The sequence below is a fragment of the Streptomyces guryensis genome (assembly GCF_021261325.1).
GTDB classification, from domain to species: Bacteria; Actinomycetota; Actinomycetes; order Streptomycetales; family Streptomycetaceae; genus Streptomyces; species Streptomyces guryensis.
Window position 1 is genome coordinate 74,979 of record NZ_JAJSBI010000008.1, and the last position, 24,731, is coordinate 99,709.

Here is a 24,731-nt window from a genome sequence, read left to right on the forward strand (position 1 = left end):
GACACCGGATGGCTGTCGACCCGCACATCCTTGACGAGCTGCGCCGTCTGAGAGCCCGCGTCCCCCAGCTCACCGGCGCCCTGGCGACCGGCGTCGACGGGCGCGTCCTCGCCCACGACACCCCGGGCGTCGAGCCGAACGGCATGGCCGCGCTCGTCGAGACCGCGCACGGAGCGGCCGCGAAGCTGGCGGACGCGACGGGGCAGGGCGAGTTCCGCGAACTGCTGGTGCGGGGCGTGTACGGCTACGTGGCGACGTACGCGGCGGGCGGCGCAGCCGTGCTGACGCTGCTCGCCCAGGACAGGGTGAACCTCGGCCGGCTCCTCCTGGAGGGCCGCCGGGCAGCCGCCCGCATCGGCGAGCTCGGCGACAGCCGCACGACACCCGCGAACCAGACCAGACCGGCCAGGGAAGCCAAGCCCGACCCCGCACCGGAGACCAAACCGGCCGCCCCGAGGACCAGAACCCCGCGCGCACCCCGCACCACAACCACCAACACCAACGCGCGCACCACCACCGAAAGTTGAGAGGAACCGAGGAGCACGTCATGGCCAACACCGAAACCACACTGAAAGAGGCGCTCGCCTCCATCGAGGGCGCCACGGGCGTCGCGCTCGTCGACTACACCAGCGGCATGGCACTGGGCACGATGGGCGGCAGCAAGGGCTTCGACCTCAATGTCGCCGCCGCCGGCAACACCGACGTCGTCCGCGCCAAGATGCGCACCATGGAGCACCTCGGGCTGAAGGGCCAGATCGAGGACATCCTGATCACACTGAGCGACCAGTACCACCTGATCCGCCTGATCAGCGGGCGCGGCGGCAACGGTCTCTTCCTGTACCTGGTGCTCGACGCCAAGAGGTCCAACCTGGCGATGGCCCGCCACCAGCTGAAGAGGATCGAGGAGGATCTCGAAGTCTGAGTTCGCGAGCACCTCGACGTCCGAGTTCAGACGAGTGCCGCGGTGCGGCGCCGCGCTCCACCCGGAGCCGCGTCGCCGGCCGCGATGCCCGTGCTGCGGTACGCCTTGACGGCCTTGCCGGCCGGGCGGCCGCCGTGCGCGTCGAGCCAGTCGACCCGCACCCACAGCAGGGCGTCATCGGCCCGTTCGCGCCGCCCGAGCCAGGCGGCCTTCAGCCGCAGCCCGGTGCCGCATCCGGCGAGCAGCATGCCCCCGGCGGCAGGCACCGCGAACGCGCTGCCCAGCGCCGCCGCGAACGCCGGCAGCAGCCACCAGCGGTGCCCCCGGCGCCAGTTGCGCACGCTCACCGCGCGGTCCTGGAGCACGTCGTGCCGGCCGGCGCGGGCGGCCTACCGGGCGAGTCCGGCGTACCGCTTGCGGCGGGCGTACGCGACGACGGCCGTCGCGACGATGAACAGCGCCGCTCCCGCCATGACCCCGATCCGCCGGCCCGTGACCCCTGGCACCAGCACCCCGACTCCCGCCGCGAACACCCCGGCCCACCACAGCGGTGCGGCTCCGGCCCGTACGACGACGGCCACCCGAGCCAGACCCTGAGCCCTGCCCTCTCCGTGTGCCACGTCCGTCTCCCGTCTCACGTCTGTGCGGCATCCGTGAGACGCACGCTAGCGAGGCAACGTGAGACGAATCTGAAAACGTGGGGGCCTACTCCACGAACAGGCCCCGCGCCGCCGCCCGTGCGTCGAACTCCTCCAGGCGGGCCTGCGCGTCCGGCAGGTCGTCGCACATCGCCTCCAGCAGGACGCGGCCCAGCAGCATCGGCGCGCAGGCGGTGTCGAAGGCGAGGCCCGTGCCGACGGCGGCGGGCAGGAGCAGGTCGGAGACCTTGGCGACCGGTGCGAAGGCCGAGTCGGCGACCGTCACCACCGTCAGGCCGGCCTCCTTCGCGAAGGCCAGCGTGTCCACGACCTCACGCGGATGCCGGGGCAGCGCGAAGCACAGCAGCGCCGTCGCACCGGCCCGTACGGCGGCCTCGATGCGGTCGTGGATCATCGTGCCGCCCTCGTGCAGCAGCCGTACGTCCGGGTGGACCTTGGCGGCGAAGTAGCCGAAGCCGTAGGCCTGGGAGGCGGCGGCGCGAAGGCCGAGGACGGGCAGCGGGCGGGAGGCCGCCAGCAGCCGGCCCGCCTTCTGCACGGGCCGGGGGTCGGCGAGCAGCTCGGCGAGGTGCCTGAGGTTCTCGATCTCGGCCTCCACGGCCTGCTGGTACTCGTTGTACGAGCCGGCGTCCGCCGTCTGTTCGGCGGGGGCGACCTCGCGCAGGTGCTTGCGCAGCGCCGGGTAGCCGTCGAAGCCGAGGGCGACGGCGAAGCGGGTCACGGACGGCTGGCTGACCCCGGCCAGTTCGGCCAGCTCCACGCTGGACAGGAACGGCACGTCGGCGGCCCGCCGCACCATGCTGTGCGCGATGCGCCGCTGCGTCGGCGTCAGCCGGTGCCCCTCGAAGAGCGCCTGCAGCCGGCCCGCCGGACTGTCCACCACGCTGATGTCCTTCTCCGTGCTCATGATCCGCTCCCCCTCCAGATGTCCGTGAACGGGTCCAGCAGTGCGGCCGCCGCCGTCACGTCGTCCGTGAGCGGCCGGTCGGCCTGGTCGGCCGCCAGTACCGACTCGGCGAGCTCCAGCGCCCGGCCCACCGGGAGGTCCGGTTCGGGCCGCAGGTCGCGCTGGCGCAACGCCCGTACTGCGGCGACGAGTTCGCAGCCGACGACGAGACGGTACGCGCGGCAGGCGCGCAGCGTCTGACGTGCGGCGAGCGAGGCGAAGCTGGCCTGTTCCTCGACGCCCCGGGAGAGTACAGCGTGCCCGAGCGAGGCGGGGGCGGAGAAGGCCCGCAGATCACCGAGGGCGGCCCCGGCGGCGTACTCGAGGATCATCACGCCGGAGGAGGCGGGCACGTCGTCGGCGAGGAAGGGCCGCAGCCGGGTGAAGGCGGGCTCGTTGAGGGTGGACAGCCGGGAGGTCGACAGGCGGGCCACCTGGGTGAGGGCCAGCCTGAAGTGGTCGAGGGCGAGGGCGAGTTGGGCCTGGTAGAAGCCGCCGTGGTGGTAGGCGGCCATGTCCTCGGGTGAGATCAGGGGGTTCTCGGCGGCCGAGTTGACCTCTATCGCGACGACCTCCTCAAGGGCGTCCGCCGCATCCAGGGCGGGGCCGTGGATCTGGGGCAGACAGCGGAAGCCGTACGGGTCCTGGATCCGGCCGAGCGGAGGCGTCGGCCGGTCCGCGGCGCCGATCAGCTCCCGCATCCGGCGGGCGACCTCGCCGGACCCCCGGTGCGGGCGGGCGGCGTGCACGGGGGCGGCGTAGGCCTCGTGCGAGCCGTCGACGGCCAGCAGGGAGAGGGCGGCGACGACCTGGGTGGCCTGCACGAGCCCGCGCAGTTCGTGCAGGGCGAGGGCGGACTGGCCGAGGGTGAGTGCGTTGCTGCTGATGAAGGCCAGCGCGTCGTTGTTGTCGAGCTGGAGCGGCTTGGGCGCGCCGGGCCCGCGCCAGGGGTGCTCCCCGGCGAGTGCGAGGCCGGCCTGGGCGAGGGCGGCGATGTCGCCGGTGCCGACCGAGCCGAACTCGTTGACGGCCGGGTGCGCCCCGCTCTCCAGCGCCTCGCACAGCGCCGTGACGACGGTGGGCCTGAGCCCGGCGCCGCCCGCGAGGAGCTGGTTGGCGCGGACGGCGAGCATCGCCCGCACCTCCCGCGCGGGCAGCTCCTCCCCGATCGCGCCGGCATGGCTGCGCAGCAGCCTGAGGCCGTGCTCGGCGGCCGCCTCGGTGGGCACGTCCTCGTTCCGGTTGGCGCCCACGCCGGTGGAGCGGCCGTAGACGCGCCCGGTCGCGGCGATCTGCCGGGCGGCGTCCCAGGACTCCTCGACGCGTCGCATCGCCTCGCTCCCCGGGACGGGTCGCGCGCTCCCGTCGGCGAGGCGCACGACGTCCGCGACGCCGAGACCGACCCCGTCGAGGACGACGAGACCGGTGCCCCCGGAGAAGGCCGCATGCGCCGTGTCCACGATCCGAGACGACATAAGCCCCAATCTCCCCTCAATCCGGACATTCGATCTTGCTCTTCGGTCATCCGTTACCTCGGATTAACACCAACCCGTTGACAACCTATTCAGCTAACAAGAACTCTGCATGACGTTATACAGCCGGGCAAGGGACAACTCATGATCCAGTTCGACGCGGTCCACAAGCGCTTCCCCAACGGCACGACAGCAGTCCACGACCTCTCCCTGGAAATGCCGGAAGGGGGCGTGACGGTCCTCGTCGGATCTTCCGGTTGCGGCAAGACGACCACCCTGCGGATGGTCAACCGCATGGTAGAGCCGACCTCCGGGACCATCCGGGTCGGCGGCAAGGACGTCACGCGGCAGGACGCCGCCGAGCTGCGCCGCTCCATCGGGTACGTCATCCAGCAGTCGGGGCTGTTCCCGCACCGCACGGTGCTGGACAACATCGCCACCGTGCCGCTCCTGCTCGGCTGGGGCCGCCGCAAGGCCCGCGCCCGGGCCGCCGAGCTGCTGGAGACCGTCGGTCTCGCCGCCGACGCCGGCAAGCGCTACCCGCACCAGCTCTCCGGCGGCCAGCAGCTGGGGGTCCCCCCACGCCCTTGAGGCAGTGGGGGAGCGTGGGCGTGGCCCGCGCCCTGGCCGCCGACCCGCCCGTCCTGCTGATGGACGAGCCGTTCGGCGCGGTCGACCCGGTGGTGCGCACCCAGCTCCAGGACGAACTGCTGCGCCTGCAGAAGGAGTTGAGCAAGACCATCGTCTTCGTCACGCACGACGTCGACGAGGCCGTGCGGCTCGGCGACCAGATCGCGATCTTCCGCACCGGCGGCCATCTGGTGCAGTGCGCGGCGCCCGCCGAGCTCCTCGCCCGCCCGGCCGACGACTTCGTGGCCGACTTCCTCGGCGCCGAGCGCGGCCTCAAACTGCTCTCGCTGACGACCCTCGCGAACGTCCCGCAGGGCCCGGCCCCCGAGGGGGGCGCCTGGACCCTCGCACTCGACGAAGCACGCAAGCCCCTGCACTGGGCGCCGAAAGACGCGAAGGACGCCGAACTCCCCGTACGCCCGCTCAAGGACACCGACTCCCTCCTGTCGGCCCTCAACGAGTCGGTCGCCTCCCCCACCGGCCAGATCGCCCGCGTCGACGCGGACGGCGTCCTCACCGGCGTCTCGTCCCGCGACGACATCCACGAGCACGCCGGCCAGGCGCACACGGAAGCCCGGGTGGCCGCATGACCATCGACTGGTCGTGGACAGGCGACCACACCGACGATCTCACCAGCCTCACGGTCTCCCACCTCCAGGCAGCCCTGACCGCCGTCTTCTTCGGCCTGCTGATCTCGCTGCCGCTCGCGGTCGTCGCACACCGGATCCGCCCCCTGCGCGGCTTCCTGCTCGGCTTCTCGAACGTCCTGTTCACCATCCCGTCGATCGCGATCTTCGTGCTCCTGCTGCCGATCAGCGGCCTGACCCGCACCACCACGGTCATCGGGCTGACCGTCTACACCCTGGTCGTGCTGCTGCGGAACACGGTCGAGGGCCTCGACTCGGTGCCCGCCAAGACCAAGGAGGCGGCGAAGGCGATGGGCACGCGCCCCCTGCGCACGCTCCTCACCGTCGAGTTCCCGCTCGCGCTCCCCGTGATCATGGCGGGCGTCCGCATCGCGACGGTCATGTCGATCTCCCTGGTCTCGGTCGCGACCTACATCGGCGACGGCGGCCTCGGCCAGCTCTTCACCGACGGCTTCCAGCGCAACTTCCCGACCCCGGTGATCGTGGGCGTGGTCCTCACGATCCTGCTCGCCGTGGTCGCGGACGCCCTGCTGGCGGCCCTCCAGTACGCCCTCACCCCGTGGAAGAGGCGGCGAGTCTGAGATGTACGAACTCCTCAAGAACCTCGGCGGCTGGCTGACCAGCGGATCGCAGTGGACCGGCCCCGACGGCATCGCCCACCGCCTCGCCGAGCACCTCCAGTACTCGCTCCTCGCGACCCTCATCGCGGCCGCGATCGGTCTCCCCCTCGGCCTGCTGATCGGCCACACCGGCAAGGGCGCCTTCGTCGCGATCAACCTCGCGTCCTTCGGCCGCGCACTGCCGACCGTCGGCCTGGTCGTGCTGGTCTTCCTGGCCGGCGGCCTGTCGATGCTGCCGGTGTACGTCGCCCTGGTCGCCCTCGCGGTCCCGGCGATCGTCACCAACACCTACGCGGGCATGACGGCCGTCGACCCGGACGTCCGCGACGCCGCCCGCGGCCAGGGCATGCGCGGCCACCAGGTCCTGTTCCAGGTCGAGCTGCCCCTCGCCCTCCCCCTGATCATGACGGGCCTGCGCCTGGCGCTGATCCAGGTCGTCGCCACGGCCACGATCGCCGCGTACGTCTCCTTCGGCGGCCTCGGGCGGTACGTCTTCGACGGCCTCGCCCAGCGCGACCTCGTCCAGGTACTGGGCGGCGCGGTGCTGGTCGCCGTGATCGCCGTACTCCTCGACCTGCTGCTCAGCACCCTCCAGCGCTTCCTCTTCCGCCACCGCACCGCCTAGGGACTTTCCGATGAACCGACGCACCCTCCTCGGCGGCCTCTTCGCAGCGGCCTCCGTCCCCGCCCTCTCCGCCTGCGCGAGCGGCATCACCTCCCTCGACAGCCAGGGCTCCGCCTCCGGAGGCGGCGGCTCCAGCAAGGGCGGAGTCACCATCGGCACCGCCAACTTCACCGAGAACCAGGTACTCGGCTACCTCTACGCGGCCACACTCCAGCAGGCCGGCGTGAAGGTGAAGGTCCGCCCCAACCTCGGCACCCGCGAGATCGTGATCCCCGCCCTCAGGAGCGGCGACATCGACCTCCTCCCCGAGTACCAGGGCGCTCTCCTCAACTACCTCGCCCCGAAGGACAGTTCGGCGGAGCCCGGCGCCATGCAGAACGCGCTCACCCTGGCGATGCCGAGCGGCCTCCAGGTCCTGCCGTACGGCCAGGCCGCCGACTCCGACTGTTTCGTCGTCACCCGGGAGACGGCCCGGAAGTACGGCCTGACCACCCTCGCCGACCTGGCGAAGCAGAACGGCAGGCTGGTCATCGGCGCCGCGCCCGAGGTGAAGAAGCGCCGGGTGGGCGCGATCGGCCTGAAGGATGTCTACGGCGTGGAGTTCAAGGAGTTCAAGTCGCTCGACTCCGACGGCCCGCTGGTCAAGGGCGCCCTGAAGAAGGGCGACGTGGACGTGGCGAACCTCTTCACCACCGACACGGACATCGCCGCCAACGGCTGGGTGGTGCTGTCCGACCCGAAGAACCTCGTCCCCAGCCAGCACATCGTCCCGCTCATCGCCGACCGCAAGGCCGACGACACGGTCCGCAAGGCCCTCGCCAGGCTCGGCAACGTCCTGACCACGGCCCAGCTCACCCAGCTCAACAGCCAGGTCGACAACGACAAGAAGGACCCGGAGGACGTGGCGAACGCGTACGCCAGGCAGCACGGGCTGACCTGATCAAGCAGGGGTATCGCGGCGGCGATGATCTGACGACGAATCGGCCAAGTGTCGTTAAACGGGTACTCAGGGTGACTGATCGAATGCATACGGTGATATGCGCTACTGGCACCCCACCTGAGGAACCGTCATGGCCTCGAACCGCAGGGCCTTCCTGACCGCAACAGCCGCCGCCGGCGCGCTGGCCACCGCCCCCGCGTCGGCGGCCCCCGCCGACCCCATGGAAACCGGCGCCCGCCCCCGCCCGGCCGACGCCCGCGCCGCCCTGGCCGAACTGCTCGACGGGAACCGACGCTACGCCACCGGCCGCTCCCGCCACCCCGACGAAGGCCTCTTCCGGCGGCACACGCTGGCGGCCGGGCAGCACCCCTTCGCGGTGGTCGTCGGCTGCATCGACTCCCGCGTACCGCCCGAGCTGGTCTTCGACCAGGGCCTCGGGGACCTGATCTGCATAAGGACAGCCGGCCAGGTACTGGACGAGGCGGTGCTCGGCTCCATCCAGTACGGCGTCCAGGAACTGCGCATCCCGCTGGTGCTGGTGCTCGGCCACGAGCGCTGCGGGGCGATCGCGGCGACCCTGGACCATCTGCGCACGGGCGCCCCCGTCCCCGGCCATCTGGAGCTGCTGGTCGACGAGATCGCCCCGGCCGCCCGCCGCACCCGGGCGCTGCCCGGCGACTGGGCCGAGCACACCATGCGGGCGAACACGGTCTGGGTACGGGACGCGATCCGCGCCGACCCCAGCTTCACAGCTGCCCATGTGACGGCGGCCCGCTTCGACCTCGACACCGGCCTGGTCTCCCTGCTGCCCTGAACCACCCCTCTCCCCGGACGAAGAGCCCATGAACCCCCCTCGCTCCGCCCTGCCCTCCCTGTCCGTCCTGCCCTCCCTCTCCGACCTCCGCTCCATGACCCGCGCCCCGCGGCGCGACCTCCTGTGCGGCCTCACCGTCGCCGTGGTCGCCCTGCCCCTCGCCCTCGGCTTCGGGGTCACCTCCGGACTCGGTGCCGCCTCCGGGCTGGTCACCGCGATCGTCGCCGGGTCGCTCGCCGCGCTGTTCGGCGGCAGCGCCCGCCAGGTCAGCGGCCCCACCGGCGCGATGACCGTCGTCCTCGTGCCGATCGTCCACCACTACGGCGCCGACGGCGTCCTCACCGTCGGCCTGCTCGCCGGGCTCATGCTGCTGGGGCTCGCCTTCGCACGGGCCGGAACCGCCATGGCGTACGTGCCCGCACCCGTGATCGCCGGCTTCACCCTCGGCATCGCGGCGGTGATCTCCCTCCAGCAGGTGCCGAACGCGCTCGGCGTGCGCCTCCCGCACGGCGAGCAGGTCGCCGTCGTCGCGGCGCGGGCGGCCGAGGAGTTCGGGGCCGCCCCGCAGTGGCCGGCCCTGCTCCTCGCCCTCGGCTCGGCGGCGCTGATGCTGGTCGGCGCCCGCTGGAAGCCGACCGTGCCCTTCTCCCTCGCAGCCGTCGCCGCGGCGACGGTCGTGGCCGAGGCCCTGCACCTGCACGTCACCCGCATCGGCTCGCTGCCGCCCTCGCTGCCCGCGCCCTCGCTCGCCTTCCTCGACGTCACCCGGATCCCCACCCTCCTCGCGCCCGCGGCAGCGGTCGCCGCACTCGCGGCCCTGGAGTCCCTGCTGTCCGCGTCCGTGGCCGACGGGATGCGCCCGGGTGAGCGCCACGACCCCGGCAAGGAGCTCTTCGGCCAGGGCATCGCCAACCTCGCGGCCCCGCTCTTCGGCGGCGTCCCGGCGACGGGCGCGATCGCCCGCACCGCGGTCAACGTCCGCACCGGCGCCACCTCCCGGCTGGCCGCCCTCGCGCACGCCGTGATCCTGGCCGGGATCGTCGCGGTCGCCGCCCCGCTGGTGGGCCGCATCCCGCTGGCCGCGCTGGCGGGCGTCCTGCTCGCGACCGCCGTACGGATGGTGGAGACGGACGCCGTACGGGCCATGGCCCGCGCCACCCGCGGCGACGCCCTGGTCCTGGTCCTCACCGCGGCCTCGACGCTCGCCCTGGACCTGGTACGAGCCGTACTGATCGGGCTCGCCGTCTCCGTCCTGCTGGCCCTGCGCGCGGCCGTCCGCGGCACCCGCCTCACGCCCGCCGCGGCCGACGAACTGCCCGGAGGGGCGGGCACGGTGACGTACCGCTTCGACGGCCCGCTCCTGTTCGCCGCCGCCCACCGCTTCCGCCGCAGCCTCGCCGACGTGCAGGGCGCAACGGCCGTCGACCTGCGCCTGTCGGGCCTGACAGCGGTGGACGCGACCGGCGCGATGGCGCTGAAGGACGTGGTCGGCGATCTGCGCGGCCGCGGCATCGAGGTCAGCATCAGCGGCGTCGGCCAGGGCCACCGCAGGATCCTGGAGTCGTTCGGCGTCCTCCCGGGCAACCCCAGTCCCGACAGGGGGGCTATCCCCAGTGCGATGAGCGCCCCGGCTCCCTAACGTGGGTTCCCATGACGGGAATGGAGACGGGGATGGACGCGCGGGACGCCGAGCTCAAGAAGGAACTCAACGCCACCCTGCAGGCGCGCAGGGAACTGGGCGAGGAGTACGAGTCCGCACTGGTCGACTCGTTCCTGGAGAAGGTCGACCAGCGCATCGACGGCGCGGTCGAGCGCCGGGTGCGCCGGCAGCTCGCCGAGCAGCAGATGGTGGTGGCCCGGGGCGCGAAGTCGCCGAGGCCCACGGACACGTGGGGCGAGCGCTTCGGCTTCGGCCTGGTCTCCCTGATCCTGGCGATCCCGCTCTCCGCGATCGGCGGCTCGCTCGGCGACGGCCTGCCCGGCCTGCTCACCGTCTGGGCCGGCATCGTCGGCGTCAACTTCGTCCAGGCCGCCCGCTCCAACCCGGACCTCCTCGGCAACCGCCGCAGGCGCGCCAAGGACGAGGACCGCTGGGAGGACTGACCTCACGCCTGCCGGGTCGGCAGCACCATGATCTGCCGCAGGTTGACGTGCCGGGGACGGCTGCTGACGTAGGCCACGACATCGGCGACCTCCTCGGCCGACAGCGAGCCCAGCGCCTCCGCCATCCCCGCCACCTGCTCCTGCAGCGAGTCGCTGTCGATGTGCTGCGCCAGCTCGGTCTCGGTCAGCCCGGGCTCGATGTTGGTGACGCGCACGTCACGCGGCCCGAACTCGCCCCGCAGGGACTGCGAGAGATAGGTGACGGCGGCCTTGGTCGCCCCGTACACCGCGTAGTTGGGAAACGTGATGTGCGCGCCGATGGACGAGATGTTCACGAGGTCCGCGGTCCGGCCGTCCGCGGCCGCGCCCACCAGGTCACCGGTGAAGGCGCGGATCACCCGCAGCACCCCGCTGACATTGGTGTCGAGCATCCGCTGCCACTCGTCGGCCCGCCCGTCGTCGACGGGGTTCGGCAGCATGACACCGGCCGAGTTCACGACCAGGTCGACGGTCCCGTAGGCGGCGTGGATCCGCTCGACGGCCGCGTCCACCGACCCCCCGTCGGTCACGTCGGCGACCACGGCGAGCGCCTGCCCGCCGTTCGCCCGGATCTTCTCCACGATCCCGTCCAGCCGCTCCCGGCGCCGCGCCAGCAGCGCGACCCTGGCGCCCTGCGCGGCCAGCAGCACGGCGACGGCCTCGCCGATCCCGCTCGCGGCCCCGGTGACGACAGCGGTACGGCCGGCCAGGTTCTCGTACGACATGAGTGCTCCTCCACAAGGAAGCCGCCCGGGCGTTTCCCGGCGACGTCCACCACCCTGCGCCGCCCGGTGGGCCCTACCCAGGGATGAGCTTTTCCTGGGTCTGCCAGTACCAGGTTCGAATCCGGCCCCTCCCCTACGATCGAACCCATGGACGGGGACCTCGGAGATTTCCTGCGCTCGCGCCGTGCACGAATCCAGCCGGAGGAGGTGGGGCTGCCCTCACACGGGCGGCGCCGCGTGCCAGGCCTGCGCCGGGAGGAGGTGGCGCAACTGGCGGGCGTCAGCGTCGACTACTACGTCCGGCTGGAACAGGGCCGCGGCCCGAGCGTGTCGGACGCCGTACTCGACGCCATCGCGCGCGTACTGCGCATGAACGAGACGGAACACGCCTATCTGCGCACGGTGGCGCGACCGCCGAAGAAGGGCGGGCGCCGCCGGTCCGCGCCCCGCGTCCGCCCCGGCATCCAGCTGCTGCTCGACAGCATGGACCGCACCCCGGCATTCGTCCTCGGGCCCCGTATGGACGTCCTGGCCTGGAACGCGCTCGCCGACGCCCTGAGCGGCTTCAGCCGCATGGCCCCCGCGCGACGCAACATCGTCCGCCAGGTGTTCCTGGACCCCGACGGCCGCGACCTCTATCCCGACTGGGCCGCGGTCGCCGCCCAGACCGTGGCCCATCTGCGGCTGAACGCGGGCGCCCGCCCGGACGAACCCGGCCTGCGCGAACTGGTCGGCGAACTCTCCCTCAAGAGCGAGGACTTCCGCCGCCTGTGGGCCGACCACCAGGTCAAGGCGTGCATGTACGGCGTGAAACGCGTCCGCCACCCGGTCGCGGGCCTGCTGACCCTCCCGTACGAGTCCCTGTCGCTCCCGTCGGAACCGGACCAGACGATCGTGGCGTACACACCGGAGCCGGGCTCGGAGACGGCGGAGAGGCTTGCCCTGCTGGGGAGTTGGGCCAGTACGGGCGCATAGCCCCGCCGGAAAAGATATGCGCGGGGACCGCCGCACCCCCGTTGCCGGGGGGCGGGACGACGGCGGTCCCCGCGAAGGACGTTGACCGGGTCAGGCCGGGTCTCACGTCCGGGCGTCCATGGAGGTCCGGGAGCCGCTCCGGAGGTCCTTGGACGTTTCGGTGCCGGCCTGGGCGGGGAGCCGCTCCCGCCCTGCCGACACCCACTAATGTGCCGGACCCGTGTTAAGCGTGTGCTGCGCGGACGTGACGCCCTCGTACCACTTCCGCGAAGTCCACCACTTCGGTAGGCAAACGGAAGTTCGCCGCCGGCACCCGCAGTTCACCGGACGTTTACCGCTACTTCCCGCCCTTGGCGAGGAAGGCCAGCAGGTCCTGCCGGCTGACCACGCCGGTCGGCTTGCCCTCGACGAGGACGATCGCCGCGTCCGCGGCGCCGAGCACGGACATCAGGTCGCCGACCGGCTCACCGGAGCCGACCTGGGGCAGCGGGGAGGACATGTGCTTCTCCAGCGGGTCCTCCAGGGAGGCCCGCTTGGTGAACAGGGCGTCGAGCAGTTCCCGTTCGACGACGGAGCCGACGACCTCGGCGGCCATGACGTCCGGGTGACCGGCGCCCGGCTTCACGATCGGCATCTGCGAGACGCCGTACTCGCGCAGCACCTCGATGGCCTCGCCGACGGTCTCGTCCGGGTGCATGTGCACGAGGGACGGGATGGCGCCGTGCTCCTTGTCGTTGAGGACGTCGGCGACGCGGGCGCTCGTCCCCTCGTCCTCGAGGAAGCCGTAGTCGGCCATCCACTCATCGTTGAAGATCTTGCTGAGGTACCCGCGCCCGCTGTCCGGCAGCAGCACCACCACGACGCCGTTCTCGTCCAGCCGCTCGGCGACCCGCAGGGCCGCCACGACCGCCATGCCGCAGGAGCCGCCGACGAGCAGGCCCTCCTCCTTGGCGAGCCGGCGGGTCATCTGGAAGGAGTCCTTGTCGGAGACCGCGACGATCTCGTCGGCGACGGTCCGGTCATAGGCGGTGGGCCAGAAGTCCTCGCCCACGCCCTCGACGAGGTAGGGCCGCCCGGAGCCGCCCGAATAGACGGACCCCTCGGGGTCGGCACCGACGACCTGGACGCCGCCGTCACTCACGTCCTTGAGGTACCGCCCGGTCCCGGAGATGGTGCCGCCAGTGCCCACACCCGCCACGAAGTGGGTGATCTTCCCCTCCGTCTGCTCCCACAGCTCGGGGCCGGTGGAGTGGTAGTGGGAGAGCGGGTTGTTGGGGTTGGAGTACTGGTCGGGCTTCCACGCCCCCGGGGTCTCCCGCACGAGCCGGTCGGAGACGTTGTAGTACGAGTCCGGGTGCTCGGGATCGACGGCCGTCGGGCACACGACGACCTCCGCGCCGTACGCCCGCAGCACGTTGATCTTGTCCGTGCTCACCTTGTCGGGGCACACGAAGATGCACTTGTACCCCTTCTGCTGCGCCACGATGGCCAGGCCGACCCCGGTGTTCCCGCTGGTCGGCTCCACGATCGTCCCGCCGGGCTTGAGCGCGCCGCTCTCCTCCGCCGCCTCGATCATGCGCAGGGCGATGCGGTCCTTCACGGAGCCGCCGGGGTTGAAGTACTCGACCTTGGCCAGGACGGTCGCCCGGATGCCCTTGGTCACGTTGTTGAGCCTCACCAGCGGGGTGTTGCCGACGAGACTGATCATCGAGTCGTGGAAATGCACCGTTGTCTCCGGATGCTTGCAAAAGAAGTGGTCGTGGTGGGGCCAGCCTACGGCTCAGGGGAGGCGTTCCCCGGCCGTTGAGATTGGCGAACGGTCGGTACGGGGCAAGGAGTGGATGTACGGCTTCGAGGAGGTGGCGGCGACGTATGACGAGCATGTCGAGGGCGAGGGTGGCCCGGCGGATCGCGGCCGGCGCGGCATACGGCGGTGGCGGGATCGGACTGGCCGGGGCAGCCGCCGTCGGTCTGCTGCTGGCGGAGGTCCGGATGGCCAGGCGCCATGTGGGCAACGGCTCCGGCGGTCGGGTCCCCGTGGCGGACGGCCTGTACGGCACCACGTACGCCACCCCCGACGAACCGCCCCTGCGCCTGACGATGCTCGGTGACTCCACTGCCGCGGGCCAGGGCGTGCACCGGGCGGGCCAGACACCGGGCGCGCTGCTCGCCTCCGGGCTGTCCGCGGTGGCGGAACGCCCGGTGGAGCTCCACAACGTGGCCCTCCCGGGGGCCACGTCCGACGACCTGGACCGCCAGGTGGCCCTGGTCCTGGCGAACCCTTCCCTCGTCCCCGACGTCTGCGTGATCATGATCGGCGCGAACGACGTCACCCACCGCATGCCACCGACCCGCTCGGTCCGCCACCTCTCGTCGACGGTACGGCGGCTGCGGACGGCCGGAGCGGAGGTGGTGGTCGGCACCTGCCCCGACCTGGGCACGGTGGAACGGGTCCAGCAGCCCCTGCGCTGGCTGGCCCGTCGGGCCTCCCGCCAACTGGCGGCGGCCCAGACGATCGGCACGGTGGAGCAGGGCGGCCGCACGGTGTCGCTGGGCGACCTGCTCGGCCCGGAGTTCGAGGCGAACCCCCGAGAACTCTTCGGCCCCGACAACTACCACCCCTCGGCCGAGGGCTACGCCACGGCGGCGATGGCGGTGCTGCCGACGGTCTGCGCGGCCCTCGAACTGTGGCCGGCCGAGGAGGAACGCCCCGACGTCACCCGCCGCGAAGGCTTCCTGCCGGTCGCCAAGGCAGCCGCGGAGGCCGCCTCCGAGGCAGGCACAGAGGTCACGGCAGCCATGCCGACGGGCCCCCGGGGCCCCTGGGCCCTGCTCAAGCGGAGGCGCCGCCGCCGGGTCCCGGAGCCGGAACGGGCCCCGGTGCAGCAGCCGTCCCCGTGATCTCGCCCCCGCCGCCCCTACCCGTCCCGTCCCTGGGGGCTGCCGCCCCCAGACCCCCGCTTCGGTCTGAAGGGCCTCGTCCTCGAACGCCGGACGGGCTGAAAGACCAAGCCCCGGCGGGCGAAGATCAGCCCCGGCCGGTGAAAATTCAGCCTCTCCGGCGTTTTCAGCCTCTCCGGCGTTTGAGGAGCGGGGGTCCGCGGGGCCGGCCCCCGGGTCGGGACGGGAAGGGGCGGCGGGGCGTAAAAAAGCAAGCGCTTAGAAAATTGCGGCCAGGGTCACACGGTGACACCCGTGACCCAAGCCATACGTACGGGTAACTTCCCAACCAGCCCTGCCCGGAAGAACACCCCCGTACGCCAATGGAGCCGTGATGCCCGAAGCCGTGATCGTCTCGACCGCCCGCTCCCCCATCGGCCGCGCCTTCAAGGGCTCCCTCAAGGATCTGCGCCCCGACGACCTCACCGCCACCATCATCCAGGCAGCCCTCGCCAAGGTCCCCGAACTGGACCCGCGCGACATCGACGACCTGCACCTCGGCTGCGGCCTCCCCGGCGGCGAGCAGGGCCACAACCTCGGCCGCATCGTCGCGGTACAGATGGGAATGGACCACCTCCCGGGCTGCACCGTCACCCGGTACTGCTCCTCCTCTCTCCAGACGAGCCGCATGGCCCTGCACGCCATCAAGGCCGGCGAGGGCGACGTCTTCATCTCGGCCGGCGTCGAGATGGTCTCCCGCTACGTCAAGGGCAACTCCGACAGCCTCCCGGACACGCACAACCCCCTCTTCGCCGACGCCGAGTCCCGCACCGAGGCCGTCGCCCAGCAGGAGGGCACCACCTGGCACGACCCGCGCGAGGACGGCCTCGTCCCCGACCCCTACATCGCGATGGGTCAGACCGCCGAGAACCTGGCCCGCGTCAAGGGCGTCACCCGCCAGGACATGGACGAGTTCGGCGTCCGCTCGCAGAACCTCGCCGAGGAAGCCATCAAGAACGGCTTCTGGGAGCGCGAGATCACCCCGGTCACCCTCCCCGACGGCAGCGTCGTCTCCAAGGACGACGGCCCCCGCGCGGGCGTGACCATGGAGGGCGTCCAGGGCCTCAAGCCGGTCTTCCGCCCCGACGGCCTGGTCACCGCCGCCAACTGCTGCCCGCTCAACGACGGCGCCGCCGCGGTCGTCATCATGTCCGACACCAAGGCCCGCGAGCTCGGCCTCACCCCGCTCGCCCGCATCGTGTCGACCGGCGTCTCGGGCCTCTCCCCGGAGATCATGGGCCTCGGCCCGGTCGAGGCCTCGCAGCGGGCGCTGCGCCTGGCCGGCCTCACCATCGACGACATCGACCTGGTCGAGATCAACGAGGCGTTCGCCGCCCAGGTGATCCCCTCCTACCGCGACCTCGGCATCGACCTCGACAAGCTGAACGTCAACGGCGGCGCCATCGCCGTCGGCCACCCCTTCGGCATGACCGGCGCCCGCATCACCGGCACGCTCATCAACTCCCTCCAGTTCCACGACAAGCAGTTCGGCCTGGAGACGATGTGCGTCGGCGGCGGCCAGGGCATGGCGATGGTCATCGAGCGCCTCAGCTGAACCCTGACGCCGACCTCTCGGTAGTCAACGCGGCACCCACCGTGAGCCAATGGCCCGGAGTCCGGGAAACCCCGGCCCTCCGGGCCGTTTTGTGATCCAATCTCCCCCAGGATGTGACCTATCTCCCTTAGAAGGGGGATTTACGCAGGTCAAGGCCGCTGCGACACCAAACCCCGGACCCAAAGTCCTGCCCGTTTCGTGACGTTACGCACTGACAGCTGGTTAGTCCGCCCTTCAAGCTGATGTAGGAAGTCGGGGGTCGACTTTGAACCGGGAGTACGTCAGTGAGCGCCATGCCGATCACCTTGCTGGTCATCACGGCCGCCACGGGCGCCGTGGGTGTCGCCGTCCTGCGGACGCTCATGGTGTTGCGCCGTGAGGTCGCGGCACTGCACACCCAGCTCGCCGAGCACCGCACCGCGCGCGGTCTCGTGCCGGCCGCCCGCCTCTCCTCCGAGGCCGACGAAATACGCGCCGCGGTGGCCGAGGCGCTCGCCGAGGAGCGTGAGCGCGAACTGGCCGAGGCGCGCGCCTTCTGGGCCGCCCAGGAGGCCCGTGACGCCTCCGACGCACCGTCGCTGCTGGGCCTGGCGGACAGCGAGCTGTTCCTGCCCCGGCAGGCCGATTTCATGGGCCTTGAGCCGGTGAGCGAGCCGACCGCCGACGCGGACGAGTTCGCGGGGGACTCCCCCGAACTGGCCGCGGCCCGCCGCCGCCACCCCTCCCACCCGGACTTCGTCCCGGTCCAGTCACCGGTCGTGAACGACCACGAGCGCACGGTGGCCACCCTCGAGGAACTCGCGGCCTCCCGCGTGGAGCTGGCCGACGTCCGCCCGGGCCCCCTCGGCACCCTCGACGTCTACGTCTTCGCCGACGGCACCACCCTCTGCATGACCCCGGGCCACCGCGAGACGGCGGAACGTCTCGCCGCGGCCCTGCGCGCCGGCGAGACCCCGGTCCTGCTGGGCGGTTCGGGCATCTCGGGCGCGTACACGCTGACGTTCGAGTGCGGCGAGGAGAACGTCTACATCCTGGCGGACAGGGTCATAGCGTCCCTCTAGGGATCACACCCCGGCGCGCTTCTGCGCCTCCTCCACCAACAGCACAGCTTCCTCCACCTGGCCCTCGTCACTGAGCACGAGGGCCAAGTCATGTACGGCGACGGTGATTTGGTCGGCGGCGGCGAACATCCCGGCGTCGGGCATCTCCCGGGGCTCCGCGCCTGGTTCCTCCACGGCCTGGGCCCGCCGGGCCATCTCCCTGGCCAACTCCAGGGCCTCAGCGGCAGCGCCCCGCTGGAGCCTGCTCTGAGGGGCGGCCCTCAGACGGTCGGCAAAGTGATCAACGGCACGAGTCAAGGGCGTCGTATCAACCACGGAGTGGAGCGTACGCGTCGCATCCCGACTGTTGCCAACGGGCGAACGCTCAGGCACGGTGACCTGAAGGACCGGCTTACATCCCCTTTGCGTCCGGAGGCGCCGATGTCCCAAGTCTTCTCCGAGGAGACCCATCGCAACCTGCTCGCCCGCATCCCCCACTGCACCGGCCGTGAAGTCTCCGACTGGCTTCGCGCCGTCGAAGATGGCCCGGCTCTCTTCAACTTCGAGGAGAAGGTCAGCTGGCTCCGCCACGAGCACAATCTGGCGTACGGCCACGCCAAGGCGATTGTTCATGAGTACGACCTGAGGAGGGCCGCGCGCAAATTCCTCTAGGCGCGCACTGGACGACGGCGAAGGGCCCCGGGCAGGGACCCGGGGCCCTTCGCTGACTACTCGCCTGCGATGGCCGGAGACTAGTCGTTGCTGTTCAGGATCGCGAGGATCCGCAGGAACTCCATGTAGATCCACACCAGCGTCAGCGTCAGGCCGAAGGCCGCCAGCCACGCCTCGTCCTTCGGCGCGCCGTACGCGATGCCGTCCTCGACCTGCTTGAAGTCCAGGGCGAGGAAGCAGGCGCCGAGGATGACGCCGATGACACCGAAGAAGATGCCGAGCCCGCCGCTGCGGAAGCCGAGGCCGTCACCGCCGCCGAAGACGGCGAACAGCATGTTCACCATCATCAGCAGCACGAAGCCGAGCGCGGCCGCCATCACGAAGCCGTAGAAGCGGCGGTTGACGCGGATCCAGCCGGCCTTGTAGGCGACCAGCACCGCGGCGAAGACCGCCATCGTGCCGATCACGGCCTGCATGGCCGCGCCGCTCGCGATGCGCTGGTCGACGATGCTGGAGACGACGCCGAGGAAGACACCCTCGAACGCCGCGTACGACAGGATCAGCGCCGGCGCGGCCGTGCGCTTGAAGGACTGGACGAACGCCAGGACCATGCCGATCAGCGCGGCGCCGATACCGATGCCGTAGGACCGGCTGATGTGGGCGTCGTCGACCGGCAGCAGCGCCCAGGCGAGCGCGGCCGTCACGATCAGCGTGCCGAGCGTGGACGCCGTGCGCAGCACGACGTCGTCCATCGTCATCCGGCCGGTGGTGGCCGGCGCCTGCGGCGGGGCGCCCTGCTGCAGGCCCTGCTGGGCGTAGGGGTTCTGCGCGTACGGGTTGCCGGTCGGCTGGGCGTACGGGTTGCCCTGCGTGGCGACGGCGGGTCCCCCGGCCTGCGGCGCGGTGTTGAAGCCCGCGTAGCCGTTGTCGCGGCTGAACCCCCGTCGCGAGAAGACCGGGTTTCTGCTCCTCATTGCACTCCTCCATGGCCGCCGGGCGCGGCCTTGAGCATCAAGGGTAATGGGTAGGCAAAGGATTGACCCTAGTGCTTGGGGAGGATCTTTCCCTCGTCGTGGTGCGCAACACGCTACGCGGATCCGTGATTCCCCTCACGGCGGGGCCCCATTCATGACCAAGCTGCGACATGGCCGGAACCCGTCGGAGATCAGCTCCTTACGCCGTTCGTACGTCAGCCGTCCGCACGTCAGTCGAGCGGGAAGCCCGTGTACCCCTCGGCGAGGTCGGTCCCGGCCGCCCGCGAGGAGGCGACGCGCTCCAGCCGGGCGAGCTGCAGCCGGTCCTCGAAGGCCGTGGCGTCCGGGGCGCGGTGCAGCATGGTCGTCATGTCGTACGAGAACCGCTCGGCCTGCCAGACCCGGCGCAGACAGGTCTCGGAGTAGGCGTCGAGCAGTTGCGCCGAACCGGTCTCCTTCTGGTGCGTCAGCGCCCGCGCGAACGTCACGACGTCCCCCACGGCCAGGTTCAGCCCCTTCGCTCCGGTCGGCGGCACGATGTGCGCCGCGTCCCCGGCGAGGAAGAGCCGGCCGTACCGCATGGGCTCATGGACGTACGACCGCATGGGGGTCACCGACTTCTGGGTGATCGGCCCGCGCTCCAGCCGCCAGTCGTCCTCGGTCTCGAAGCGGCGCTCCAGCTCGGCCCAGATCTCCTCGTCGCCCCAGCTCTCGGCGTCCGTGCCGTCGGGCACCTGGAGGTAGAGGCGGGAGACGGACGGGGAGCGCATGGAGAGCAGGGCGAAGCCGCGGTCGTGGCGGGCGTAGACGAGTTCGTCGTGCGAGGGCGGTACGTCGGCGAGGATGCCGAGCCAGCCGAAGGGGTACGTCCGCTCGAAGACCCGGGAGAGCGGGGCGGGGACCGCCTGCCGGGCCACGCCCCAGAAGCCGTCGCAGCCGACGACGTAGTCGCACTCCAGGACGGACTCGCGGCCCTCGTGCCGGAACCGGACGGACGGGCCGGTGGTGTCCGCCCCCTCGACGGCCAGCGCCTCCGCCTCGAACAGCAGCGGGCCGCCCTCCTTGAGCTGCAGGGCGATGAGGTCCTTGCACACCTCGGTCTGGGCGTACACCATCACGGACCGGCCGCCGGTGAGGGCGGGGAAGTCGACGCGGTGGCGCTTGCGCGCGTACCGCAGCTCGATGCCGTCGTGGCGCAGCCCCTCGCGGTCCATGCGCTCCGCGGCGCCGGCCGCCCGCAGCACGTCCACCGTGCCCTGCTCCAGGATCCCGGCGCGCTGGCGCTGCTCGACGTAGGCGCGGTCGCGGCTTTCGAGCACGACCGAGTCGATACCGGCGTTGTGGAGCAGCCGGGCGAGGAGGAGGCCGGCGGGGCCGGCTCCGATGATGCCGACGGTGGTGCGCATCCCTGCATCCTTTGGTCGTCGCGGCGAGCGTTCGTGTGCGTCTTCGCGTTCTTGTTCGTCCAGTGAAATTTAGTTCACTGATTTCCTGGCGTGAGTTTCCGTCCGCTCACGCCCGATGTCAACGGGTCGCGCGGTGAAGTCTTCAATGCAGGATGCAGGGATCGCCCCGCGTCGACGAACATGGTGGTGCCCGGAGCCGGACTTGAACCGGCACGCCCGCGTAGGGGCAGCGAGGTTTAAGCTCGCCGTGTCTGCATTCCACCATCCGGGCAGGCCATGGGCTCCGCGTCGAGGTTCCGAGCCTATCGGGATACATCCCCCGAACAGCGGAACGGGGGACCGATGTTGTCTTATTTTATTGACGTCTGAGGGTGCATCAGCCCATGGAACGGGCCATCCGCACTTGCCAATAGCCTTGCGTGCGGCGGTCGGCGGTGCATACGGAATGACGGAATTTCACCGCCCGAACGAGGGTGCTCCACCGGTTCTCGACGCAAGCGCTTGCCGGGGTCGTCGGCGCACGGGGGTCAGGGGTCCCGTCATCCCCAGGTATGACACGGCGGACCCGGGTCCCTCCGAAGTCGCCCCCAGGAACGGGAACAGCGGCTGACTACACGGCGGAGTGCGGCCACCACGATGGAACACGTCCCTTCAAGACGTCGTCCCGCGAGGAGTTCCTTCCCGTGACCACCACACCCGTCGCCGACCGGTCCACCACCACCGTGGCCGCACGAGCCACGGAGCTCTCGAAGATCTACGGACAGGGCGAGACCCAGGTGGTCGCCCTCGACCGGGTCTCCGTCGACTTCCGGCAGGCCGAGTTCACCGCGATCATGGGCCCCTCCGGGTCGGGCAAGTCCACGCTGATGCACTGCGTGGCCGGTCTCGACTCCTTCTCCTCCGGCTCCGTGCGCATCGGCGAGACCGAGTTGGGCTCCCTGAAGGACAAGCAGCTCACCAAGTTGCGCCGGGACAAAATCGGCTTCATCTTCCAGGCCTTCAACCTGCTGCCGACACTGACGGCCCTGGAGAACATCACCCTCCCGATGGACATCGCGGGCCGCAAGGCAGACAAGCAGTGGCTGGAGAGGGTCATCGACATGGTGGGGCTGCGGGACCGTCTCGGTCACCGCCCGGCCCAGCTCTCCGGCGGCCAGCAGCAGCGCGTCGCCGTGGCCCGCGCGCTCGCCTCCCGGCCCGACATCATCTTCGGCGACGAGCCGACCGGAAACCTCGACTCCCGCTCCGGCGCCGAGGTGCTGGGCTTCCTGCGCAACTCCGTACGGGAGTTGGGGCAGACGGTGGTCATGGTGACCCACGACCCGGTGGCGGCGGCGTACGCGGACCGGGTGGTGTTCCTGGCGGACGGCCGGATCGTCGACCACATGCTGCAGCCGACGGCGGAGTCGGTCCTCGACTTCATGAAACAGTTCGACGCGAAGGGCCGCACCAGCTGATGTTCCGCACCGCCCTGCGCAACGTATTCGCGCACAAGGCCAGGCTGCTGATGACCGTGCTCGCCGTGATGCTCGGCGTCGCGTTCGTGTCGGGCACGCTGGTCTTCACCAACACCATCTCCGAGGCCTACCAGAACAGTTCGGCCAAGGGCTTCGACCAGGTCGACGTGGCCGTGTCCGCCAAGTCCCAGGAGGACAAGGGCAACACCATCAGCAGGACGCCCGAGCTGACCCAGGCCATGCTCGACAAGAGCACGAAGGTGCCGGGGGCCGCGTCCGCGGTCGGCGTCGTCAGCGGCTTCACCGCCATCGCCGACAAGGACGGCAAGCTCATCGGCGGCGGCTTCCAGTCGCAGGGCGGGAACTACTGGGGGGACAAGGACCCGCGGTACCCGCTGAAGTCCGGCAGCGCGCCGCGCGGCAAGGACCAGGTCGCCATCGACTCCGAGACGGCCAAGCGCACGGGGTACCAGGTCGGCGACAAGGTCCGGCTCTCCGTGAACGGGCCGGTCCTCACCCCCACCGTCTCCGGCATCTTCACCACCGACGACGGCAATGTCGCCGCGGGCGGCAGCCTCGCCCTCTACGACACGGCCACCGCCCAGCAGCTGTTCGGCAAGCCGGGCACGTACGACGAGATCGACGTGAAGGCCGCCCCGGGCACCTCCCAGAGCGCGCTGAAGGCCGGACTGGACAGCGCCCTCGGGACGAAGCTCGTCGAGACCACCACGGGCAGGAAGCTCGCCGCCGACCAGGCCGAGCAGATCTCCTCGTCGATGAGCGGGCTCAAGCAGGGCCTGCTGGTGTTCGCGGGCATCGCGTTGTTCGTCGGCACGTTCATCATCGCCAACACCTTCACCATGCTGGTCGCCCAGCGCACCAAGGAGCTGGCGCTGCTGCGCGCGGTCGGCGCCTCGCGCCGCCAGGTCACGCGGTCGGTCCTCATCGAGGCGTTCGTCGTCGGCGTGGTCGCCGGCGTGAGCGGCCTCCTCGCGGGCATCGGCATCGGCGCAGGACTGCGCTCCCTGATGAACACGCTGGGCGCGACGGTCCCGGACGGGCCGCTGGTCATCACGCCCGGCACGGTCGCGACGGCCCTCGGGGTCGGTGTCGTCATCACCATGCTGGCGGCCTGGCTGCCGGCCCGCCGGGCGGCGAAGATCCCGCCGGTCGCCGCGATGAGCAGCGTCCACGCGAAGGCGACGACGAAGTCCCTGGTGCTGCGCAACACGCTGGGCGCGCTGTTCGGCGCCGCGGGCGTCGCGACCGTCCTGGCGGCCACGACGATGGACGGCACGGACGGCCAGGCCCCGATGGGCCTGGGCGCGGTCCTGCTCATCATCGGCGTCTTCATCCTCACGCCCCTGCTGTCCCGCCCGCTGATCGCGGCCGCCGCGCCGATCTTGAGGATCTTCGGCGTTTCGGGCAAGCTGGCCCGCCAGAACTCGGTGCGCAACCCGCGCCGTACGGCCGCCACCGCCTCCGCGCTGATGATCGGGCTCACCCTCATCACCGGTATGACGGTGATGGCGGGGAGCCTGCAGAAGTCGATCGACAAGATGGCGTCGTCCGCCATCAAGGCCGACTACGTCGTCTCCATGGCCAACGGCATCGAGCTCTCCCCGGACGTCGACAAGAAGCTGAACGCGACCGCCGGCGTCACCTCCACCAGCCCCCTGCGCAACGTCTATTCACGCGTCGACGGCACGGGCGAGTCCCTGACCGGCGTGAACGGCGCGGCGATCGCCCGGCTGACGGACCTCAAGGTCGCGGGCGGCACCTTCAAGGTGGGCGGAACACAGGTCGTCGTCGACAAGGACACCGCCAAGTCCCATGGCTGGAAGGCCGGTTCGGCCTTCACCGCACACTACGAGGACGGCAGGTCCTCCCGTCTGACGGTCTCCGGCATCTACGAGGGCAACGACCTGATCCGGGGCATCCTGCTCGACAAGAACGTCGTCACCCCGCACATGACCGCCCCCGGCGACATGCGGGTCCTGGTCAAGACCGCTGACGGCGCCTCCGGCACCACCAAGGACAAGCTGGAGAAGGCCCTCGGCACCAACCCGGCCATCAAGGTCCAGAGCAAGCAGGACCTGTCCGACGACGTAGCGAAGATCTTCACCCTGATGCTGAACATGCTCTACGGCCTGCTCGGCATGGCGGTGATCGTCGCGGTCCTCGGTGTCATCAACACGCTGGCCATGTCGGTCTTCGAGCGCTCGCAGGAGATCGGCATGCTCCGCGCGATCGGCCTGGACCGCAAGGGCATCAAGCGGATGGTCCGTCTGGAGTCCCTCGTCATCTCGCTCTTCGGCGGGGTGCTCGGCATCGGCCTGGGCGTGTTCTTCGGCTGGGCGGCCGGCGAACTCCTCGGCACGCAGATGCCGACATACGAACTGGTCCTGCCCTGGATGCGGATGGCCGTCTTCCTCCTCCTGGCGGGGACGGTCGGCGTCCTGGCGGCCCTGTGGCCGGCCCGCCGGGCGGCGCGGCTGAACATGCTGGCGGCCATCAAGTCGGAGTAGCGGTACGACAGTCGGGGCCCCGTTCGCTCGCCGAACGGGGCC

22 protein-coding genes, 1 tRNA gene and 2 pseudogenes are annotated in these 24,731 nt (G+C 71.1%); 16 read left to right on the top strand and 9 right to left on the bottom strand.

Annotated elements, in window-relative coordinates; genetic code table 11:
- Positions 1-8 precede the first annotated feature (8 nt).
- Both LJ657_RS17870 and LJ657_RS17875 read left to right on the top strand, forming a co-directional pair.
- A complete protein-coding gene (locus LJ657_RS17870) occupies positions 9-527 on the top strand; it encodes a roadblock/LC7 domain-containing protein (protein WP_232649616.1) in 519 nt (172 codons plus the stop codon).
- Between the two features lie 20 nt (positions 528-547).
- Positions 548-922, top strand: coding sequence for a roadblock/LC7 domain-containing protein (locus LJ657_RS17875; protein ID WP_232649617.1), 375 nt, complete (start codon positions 548-550; stop codon positions 920-922).
- Positions 923-948: 26 nt separating this feature from the next.
- On the opposite strand, the pseudogene LJ657_RS17880 reads toward LJ657_RS17875, so the two are convergent.
- The 3 genes and pseudogenes from LJ657_RS17880 to LJ657_RS17890 form a co-directional block, all read right to left on the bottom strand.
- A pseudogene (locus LJ657_RS17880) lies at positions 949-1,503 on the bottom strand (hypothetical protein).
- Between the two features lie 124 nt (positions 1,504-1,627).
- Entirely contained in the window at positions 1,628-2,488 is an 861-nt protein-coding gene (locus tag LJ657_RS17885; RefSeq protein ID WP_232649618.1) for a MurR/RpiR family transcriptional regulator, read from the bottom strand.
- Positions 2,485-4,002: an aromatic amino acid ammonia-lyase gene (locus LJ657_RS17890; RefSeq protein WP_232649619.1), complete on the bottom strand. Its 1,518-nt coding sequence runs from the start codon at positions 4,000-4,002 to the stop codon at positions 2,485-2,487. Before LJ657_RS17890 ends, LJ657_RS17885 begins: the two co-directional genes overlap by 4 nt.
- Before the next feature lie 141 nt (positions 4,003-4,143).
- On the opposite strand from LJ657_RS17890, the pseudogene LJ657_RS17895 reads away from it, so the two are divergent.
- The 7 genes and pseudogenes from LJ657_RS17895 to LJ657_RS17925 all read left to right on the top strand — a co-directional run bounded on the left by LJ657_RS17895 (position 4,144) and on the right by LJ657_RS17925 (position 10,378).
- Positions 4,144-5,219, top strand: a pseudogene (locus LJ657_RS17895) (ABC transporter ATP-binding protein).
- Entirely contained in the window at positions 5,216-5,857 is a 642-nt protein-coding gene (locus tag LJ657_RS17900) for an ABC transporter permease (protein WP_232649620.1), read from the top strand. Before LJ657_RS17895 ends, LJ657_RS17900 begins: the two are co-directional and overlap by 4 nt.
- A 1-nt stretch (position 5,858) precedes the next feature.
- A complete protein-coding gene (locus tag LJ657_RS17905; protein WP_232649621.1) occupies positions 5,859-6,521 on the top strand; it encodes an ABC transporter permease in 663 nt (220 codons plus the stop codon).
- Positions 6,522-6,531: 10 nt separating this feature from the next.
- Positions 6,532-7,461 carry an ABC transporter substrate-binding protein gene (locus LJ657_RS17910; protein ID WP_232649622.1) on the top strand — a complete coding sequence of 310 codons (930 nt, stop codon included), beginning with the start codon at positions 6,532-6,534 and terminating at the stop codon, positions 7,459-7,461.
- Positions 7,462-7,591: 130 nt separating this feature from the next.
- A complete protein-coding gene (locus LJ657_RS17915) occupies positions 7,592-8,275 on the top strand; it encodes a carbonic anhydrase (protein ID WP_232649623.1) in 684 nt (227 codons plus the stop codon).
- Between the two features lie 28 nt (positions 8,276-8,303).
- Positions 8,304-9,914, top strand: coding sequence for a SulP family inorganic anion transporter (locus LJ657_RS17920; protein ID WP_232649624.1), 1,611 nt, complete (start codon positions 8,304-8,306; stop codon positions 9,912-9,914).
- 32 nt (positions 9,915-9,946) lie between these two features.
- Positions 9,947-10,378 (top strand): hypothetical protein, encoded by a 432-nt coding sequence (locus tag LJ657_RS17925; protein WP_232649846.1) that lies wholly within the window; start codon positions 9,947-9,949, stop codon positions 10,376-10,378.
- A gap of 2 nt (positions 10,379-10,380) precedes the next feature.
- On the opposite strand, the gene LJ657_RS17930 is transcribed toward LJ657_RS17925, so the two are convergent.
- The gene (locus tag LJ657_RS17930) at positions 10,381-11,142 is read right to left on the bottom strand and encodes an SDR family oxidoreductase (protein WP_232649625.1); all 762 of its coding nucleotides are present in this window, start codon (positions 11,140-11,142) and stop codon (positions 10,381-10,383) included.
- A gap of 147 nt (positions 11,143-11,289) precedes the next feature.
- On the opposite strand from LJ657_RS17930, the gene LJ657_RS17935 reads away from it, so the two are divergent.
- Positions 11,290-12,117 carry a helix-turn-helix transcriptional regulator gene (locus LJ657_RS17935; RefSeq protein WP_232649626.1) on the top strand — a complete coding sequence of 276 codons (828 nt, stop codon included), beginning with the start codon at positions 11,290-11,292 and terminating at the stop codon, positions 12,115-12,117.
- A gap of 337 nt (positions 12,118-12,454) precedes the next feature.
- Here the strand turns inward: LJ657_RS17935 and LJ657_RS17940 are convergent, their stop codons facing one another.
- Entirely contained in the window at positions 12,455-13,843 is a 1,389-nt protein-coding gene (locus tag LJ657_RS17940) for a cystathionine beta-synthase (RefSeq protein ID WP_232649627.1), read from the bottom strand.
- Positions 13,844-13,989: 146 nt separating this feature from the next.
- Between LJ657_RS17940 and LJ657_RS17945 the strand changes: the two genes are divergently transcribed.
- The 3 genes from LJ657_RS17945 to LJ657_RS17955 all read left to right on the top strand — a co-directional run bounded on the left by LJ657_RS17945 (position 13,990) and on the right by LJ657_RS17955 (position 17,673).
- Positions 13,990-15,018, top strand: coding sequence for an SGNH/GDSL hydrolase family protein (locus tag LJ657_RS17945; RefSeq protein ID WP_232649628.1), 1,029 nt, complete (start codon positions 13,990-13,992; stop codon positions 15,016-15,018).
- 373 nt (positions 15,019-15,391) lie between these two features.
- Positions 15,392-16,612, top strand: coding sequence for an acetyl-CoA C-acetyltransferase (locus LJ657_RS17950; RefSeq protein WP_232649629.1), 1,221 nt, complete (start codon positions 15,392-15,394; stop codon positions 16,610-16,612).
- Between the two features lie 284 nt (positions 16,613-16,896).
- Positions 16,897-17,673: a hypothetical protein gene (locus LJ657_RS17955; RefSeq protein ID WP_232649630.1), complete on the top strand. Its 777-nt coding sequence runs from the start codon at positions 16,897-16,899 to the stop codon at positions 17,671-17,673.
- A 3-nt stretch (positions 17,674-17,676) separates the two neighbouring features.
- On the opposite strand, the gene LJ657_RS17960 is transcribed toward LJ657_RS17955, so the two are convergent.
- Positions 17,677-17,988 carry a hypothetical protein gene (locus tag LJ657_RS17960; RefSeq protein WP_232649631.1) on the bottom strand — a complete coding sequence of 104 codons (312 nt, stop codon included), beginning with the start codon at positions 17,986-17,988 and terminating at the stop codon, positions 17,677-17,679.
- 105 nt (positions 17,989-18,093) lie between these two features.
- On the opposite strand from LJ657_RS17960, the gene LJ657_RS17965 reads away from it, so the two are divergent.
- Positions 18,094-18,324, top strand: coding sequence for a DUF4287 domain-containing protein (locus tag LJ657_RS17965; protein ID WP_030941790.1), 231 nt, complete (start codon positions 18,094-18,096; stop codon positions 18,322-18,324).
- A gap of 80 nt (positions 18,325-18,404) precedes the next feature.
- On the opposite strand, the gene LJ657_RS17970 is transcribed toward LJ657_RS17965, so the two are convergent.
- The 3 genes from LJ657_RS17970 to LJ657_RS17980 all read right to left on the bottom strand — a co-directional run bounded on the left by LJ657_RS17970 (position 18,405) and on the right by LJ657_RS17980 (position 20,975).
- Complete coding sequence (locus tag LJ657_RS17970; protein ID WP_232649632.1) at positions 18,405-19,298, bottom strand: Bax inhibitor-1/YccA family protein; 894 nt, start codon at positions 19,296-19,298, stop codon at positions 18,405-18,407.
- Positions 19,299-19,528: 230 nt separating this feature from the next.
- Entirely contained in the window at positions 19,529-20,704 is a 1,176-nt protein-coding gene (locus LJ657_RS17975) for a 4-hydroxybenzoate 3-monooxygenase (protein WP_232649633.1), read from the bottom strand.
- Between the two features lie 184 nt (positions 20,705-20,888).
- Positions 20,889-20,975 (bottom strand) — tRNA-Leu (locus LJ657_RS17980).
- A 412-nt stretch (positions 20,976-21,387) separates the two neighbouring features.
- Here LJ657_RS17980 and LJ657_RS17985 point away from each other — a divergent pair.
- Positions 21,388-22,161 (top strand): ABC transporter ATP-binding protein, encoded by a 774-nt coding sequence (locus tag LJ657_RS17985; protein ID WP_232649634.1) that lies wholly within the window; start codon positions 21,388-21,390, stop codon positions 22,159-22,161.
- Positions 22,161-24,689, top strand: a complete 2,529-nt coding sequence (locus tag LJ657_RS17990) for an ABC transporter permease (protein ID WP_232649635.1) — start codon at positions 22,161-22,163, stop codon at positions 24,687-24,689. The genes LJ657_RS17985 and LJ657_RS17990 overlap by 1 nt, the downstream gene beginning before the upstream one ends.
- The last annotated feature ends 42 nt before the right edge of the window (positions 24,690-24,731 follow it).

Coding starts and splice junctions, on each gene's coding strand:
- LJ657_RS17875 (WP_232649617.1), top strand. CDS start 548: ATGGCCAACACCGAAACCACACTGAAAGAGGCGCTCGCCTCCATCGAG.
- LJ657_RS17905 (WP_232649621.1), top strand. CDS start 5,859: ATGTACGAACTCCTCAAGAACCTCGGCGGCTGGCTGACCAGCGGATCG.
- LJ657_RS17930 (WP_232649625.1), bottom strand. CDS start 11,142: ATGTCGTACGAGAACCTGGCCGGCCGTACCGCTGTCGTCACCGGGGCC.
- LJ657_RS17975 (WP_232649633.1), bottom strand. CDS start 20,704: ATGCGCACCACCGTCGGCATCATCGGAGCCGGCCCCGCCGGCCTCCTC.
- LJ657_RS17965 (WP_030941790.1), top strand. CDS start 18,094: ATGTCCCAAGTCTTCTCCGAGGAGACCCATCGCAACCTGCTCGCCCGC.
- LJ657_RS17970 (WP_232649632.1), bottom strand. CDS start 19,298: ATGAGGAGCAGAAACCCGGTCTTCTCGCGACGGGGGTTCAGCCGCGAC.
- LJ657_RS17885 (WP_232649618.1), bottom strand. CDS start 2,488: ATGAGCACGGAGAAGGACATCAGCGTGGTGGACAGTCCGGCGGGCCGG.
- LJ657_RS17890 (WP_232649619.1), bottom strand. CDS start 4,002: ATGTCGTCTCGGATCGTGGACACGGCGCATGCGGCCTTCTCCGGGGGC.
- LJ657_RS17900 (WP_232649620.1), top strand. CDS start 5,216: ATGACCATCGACTGGTCGTGGACAGGCGACCACACCGACGATCTCACC.
- LJ657_RS17990 (WP_232649635.1), top strand. CDS start 22,161: ATGTTCCGCACCGCCCTGCGCAACGTATTCGCGCACAAGGCCAGGCTG.
- LJ657_RS17925 (WP_232649846.1), top strand. CDS start 9,947: ATGGACGCGCGGGACGCCGAGCTCAAGAAGGAACTCAACGCCACCCTG.
- LJ657_RS17945 (WP_232649628.1), top strand. CDS start 13,990: ATGACGAGCATGTCGAGGGCGAGGGTGGCCCGGCGGATCGCGGCCGGC.
- LJ657_RS17950 (WP_232649629.1), top strand. CDS start 15,392: ATGCCCGAAGCCGTGATCGTCTCGACCGCCCGCTCCCCCATCGGCCGC.
- LJ657_RS17910 (WP_232649622.1), top strand. CDS start 6,532: ATGAACCGACGCACCCTCCTCGGCGGCCTCTTCGCAGCGGCCTCCGTC.
- LJ657_RS17920 (WP_232649624.1), top strand. CDS start 8,304: ATGAACCCCCCTCGCTCCGCCCTGCCCTCCCTGTCCGTCCTGCCCTCC.
- LJ657_RS17915 (WP_232649623.1), top strand. CDS start 7,592: ATGGCCTCGAACCGCAGGGCCTTCCTGACCGCAACAGCCGCCGCCGGC.
- LJ657_RS17935 (WP_232649626.1), top strand. CDS start 11,290: ATGGACGGGGACCTCGGAGATTTCCTGCGCTCGCGCCGTGCACGAATC.
- LJ657_RS17870 (WP_232649616.1), top strand. CDS start 9: ATGGCTGTCGACCCGCACATCCTTGACGAGCTGCGCCGTCTGAGAGCC.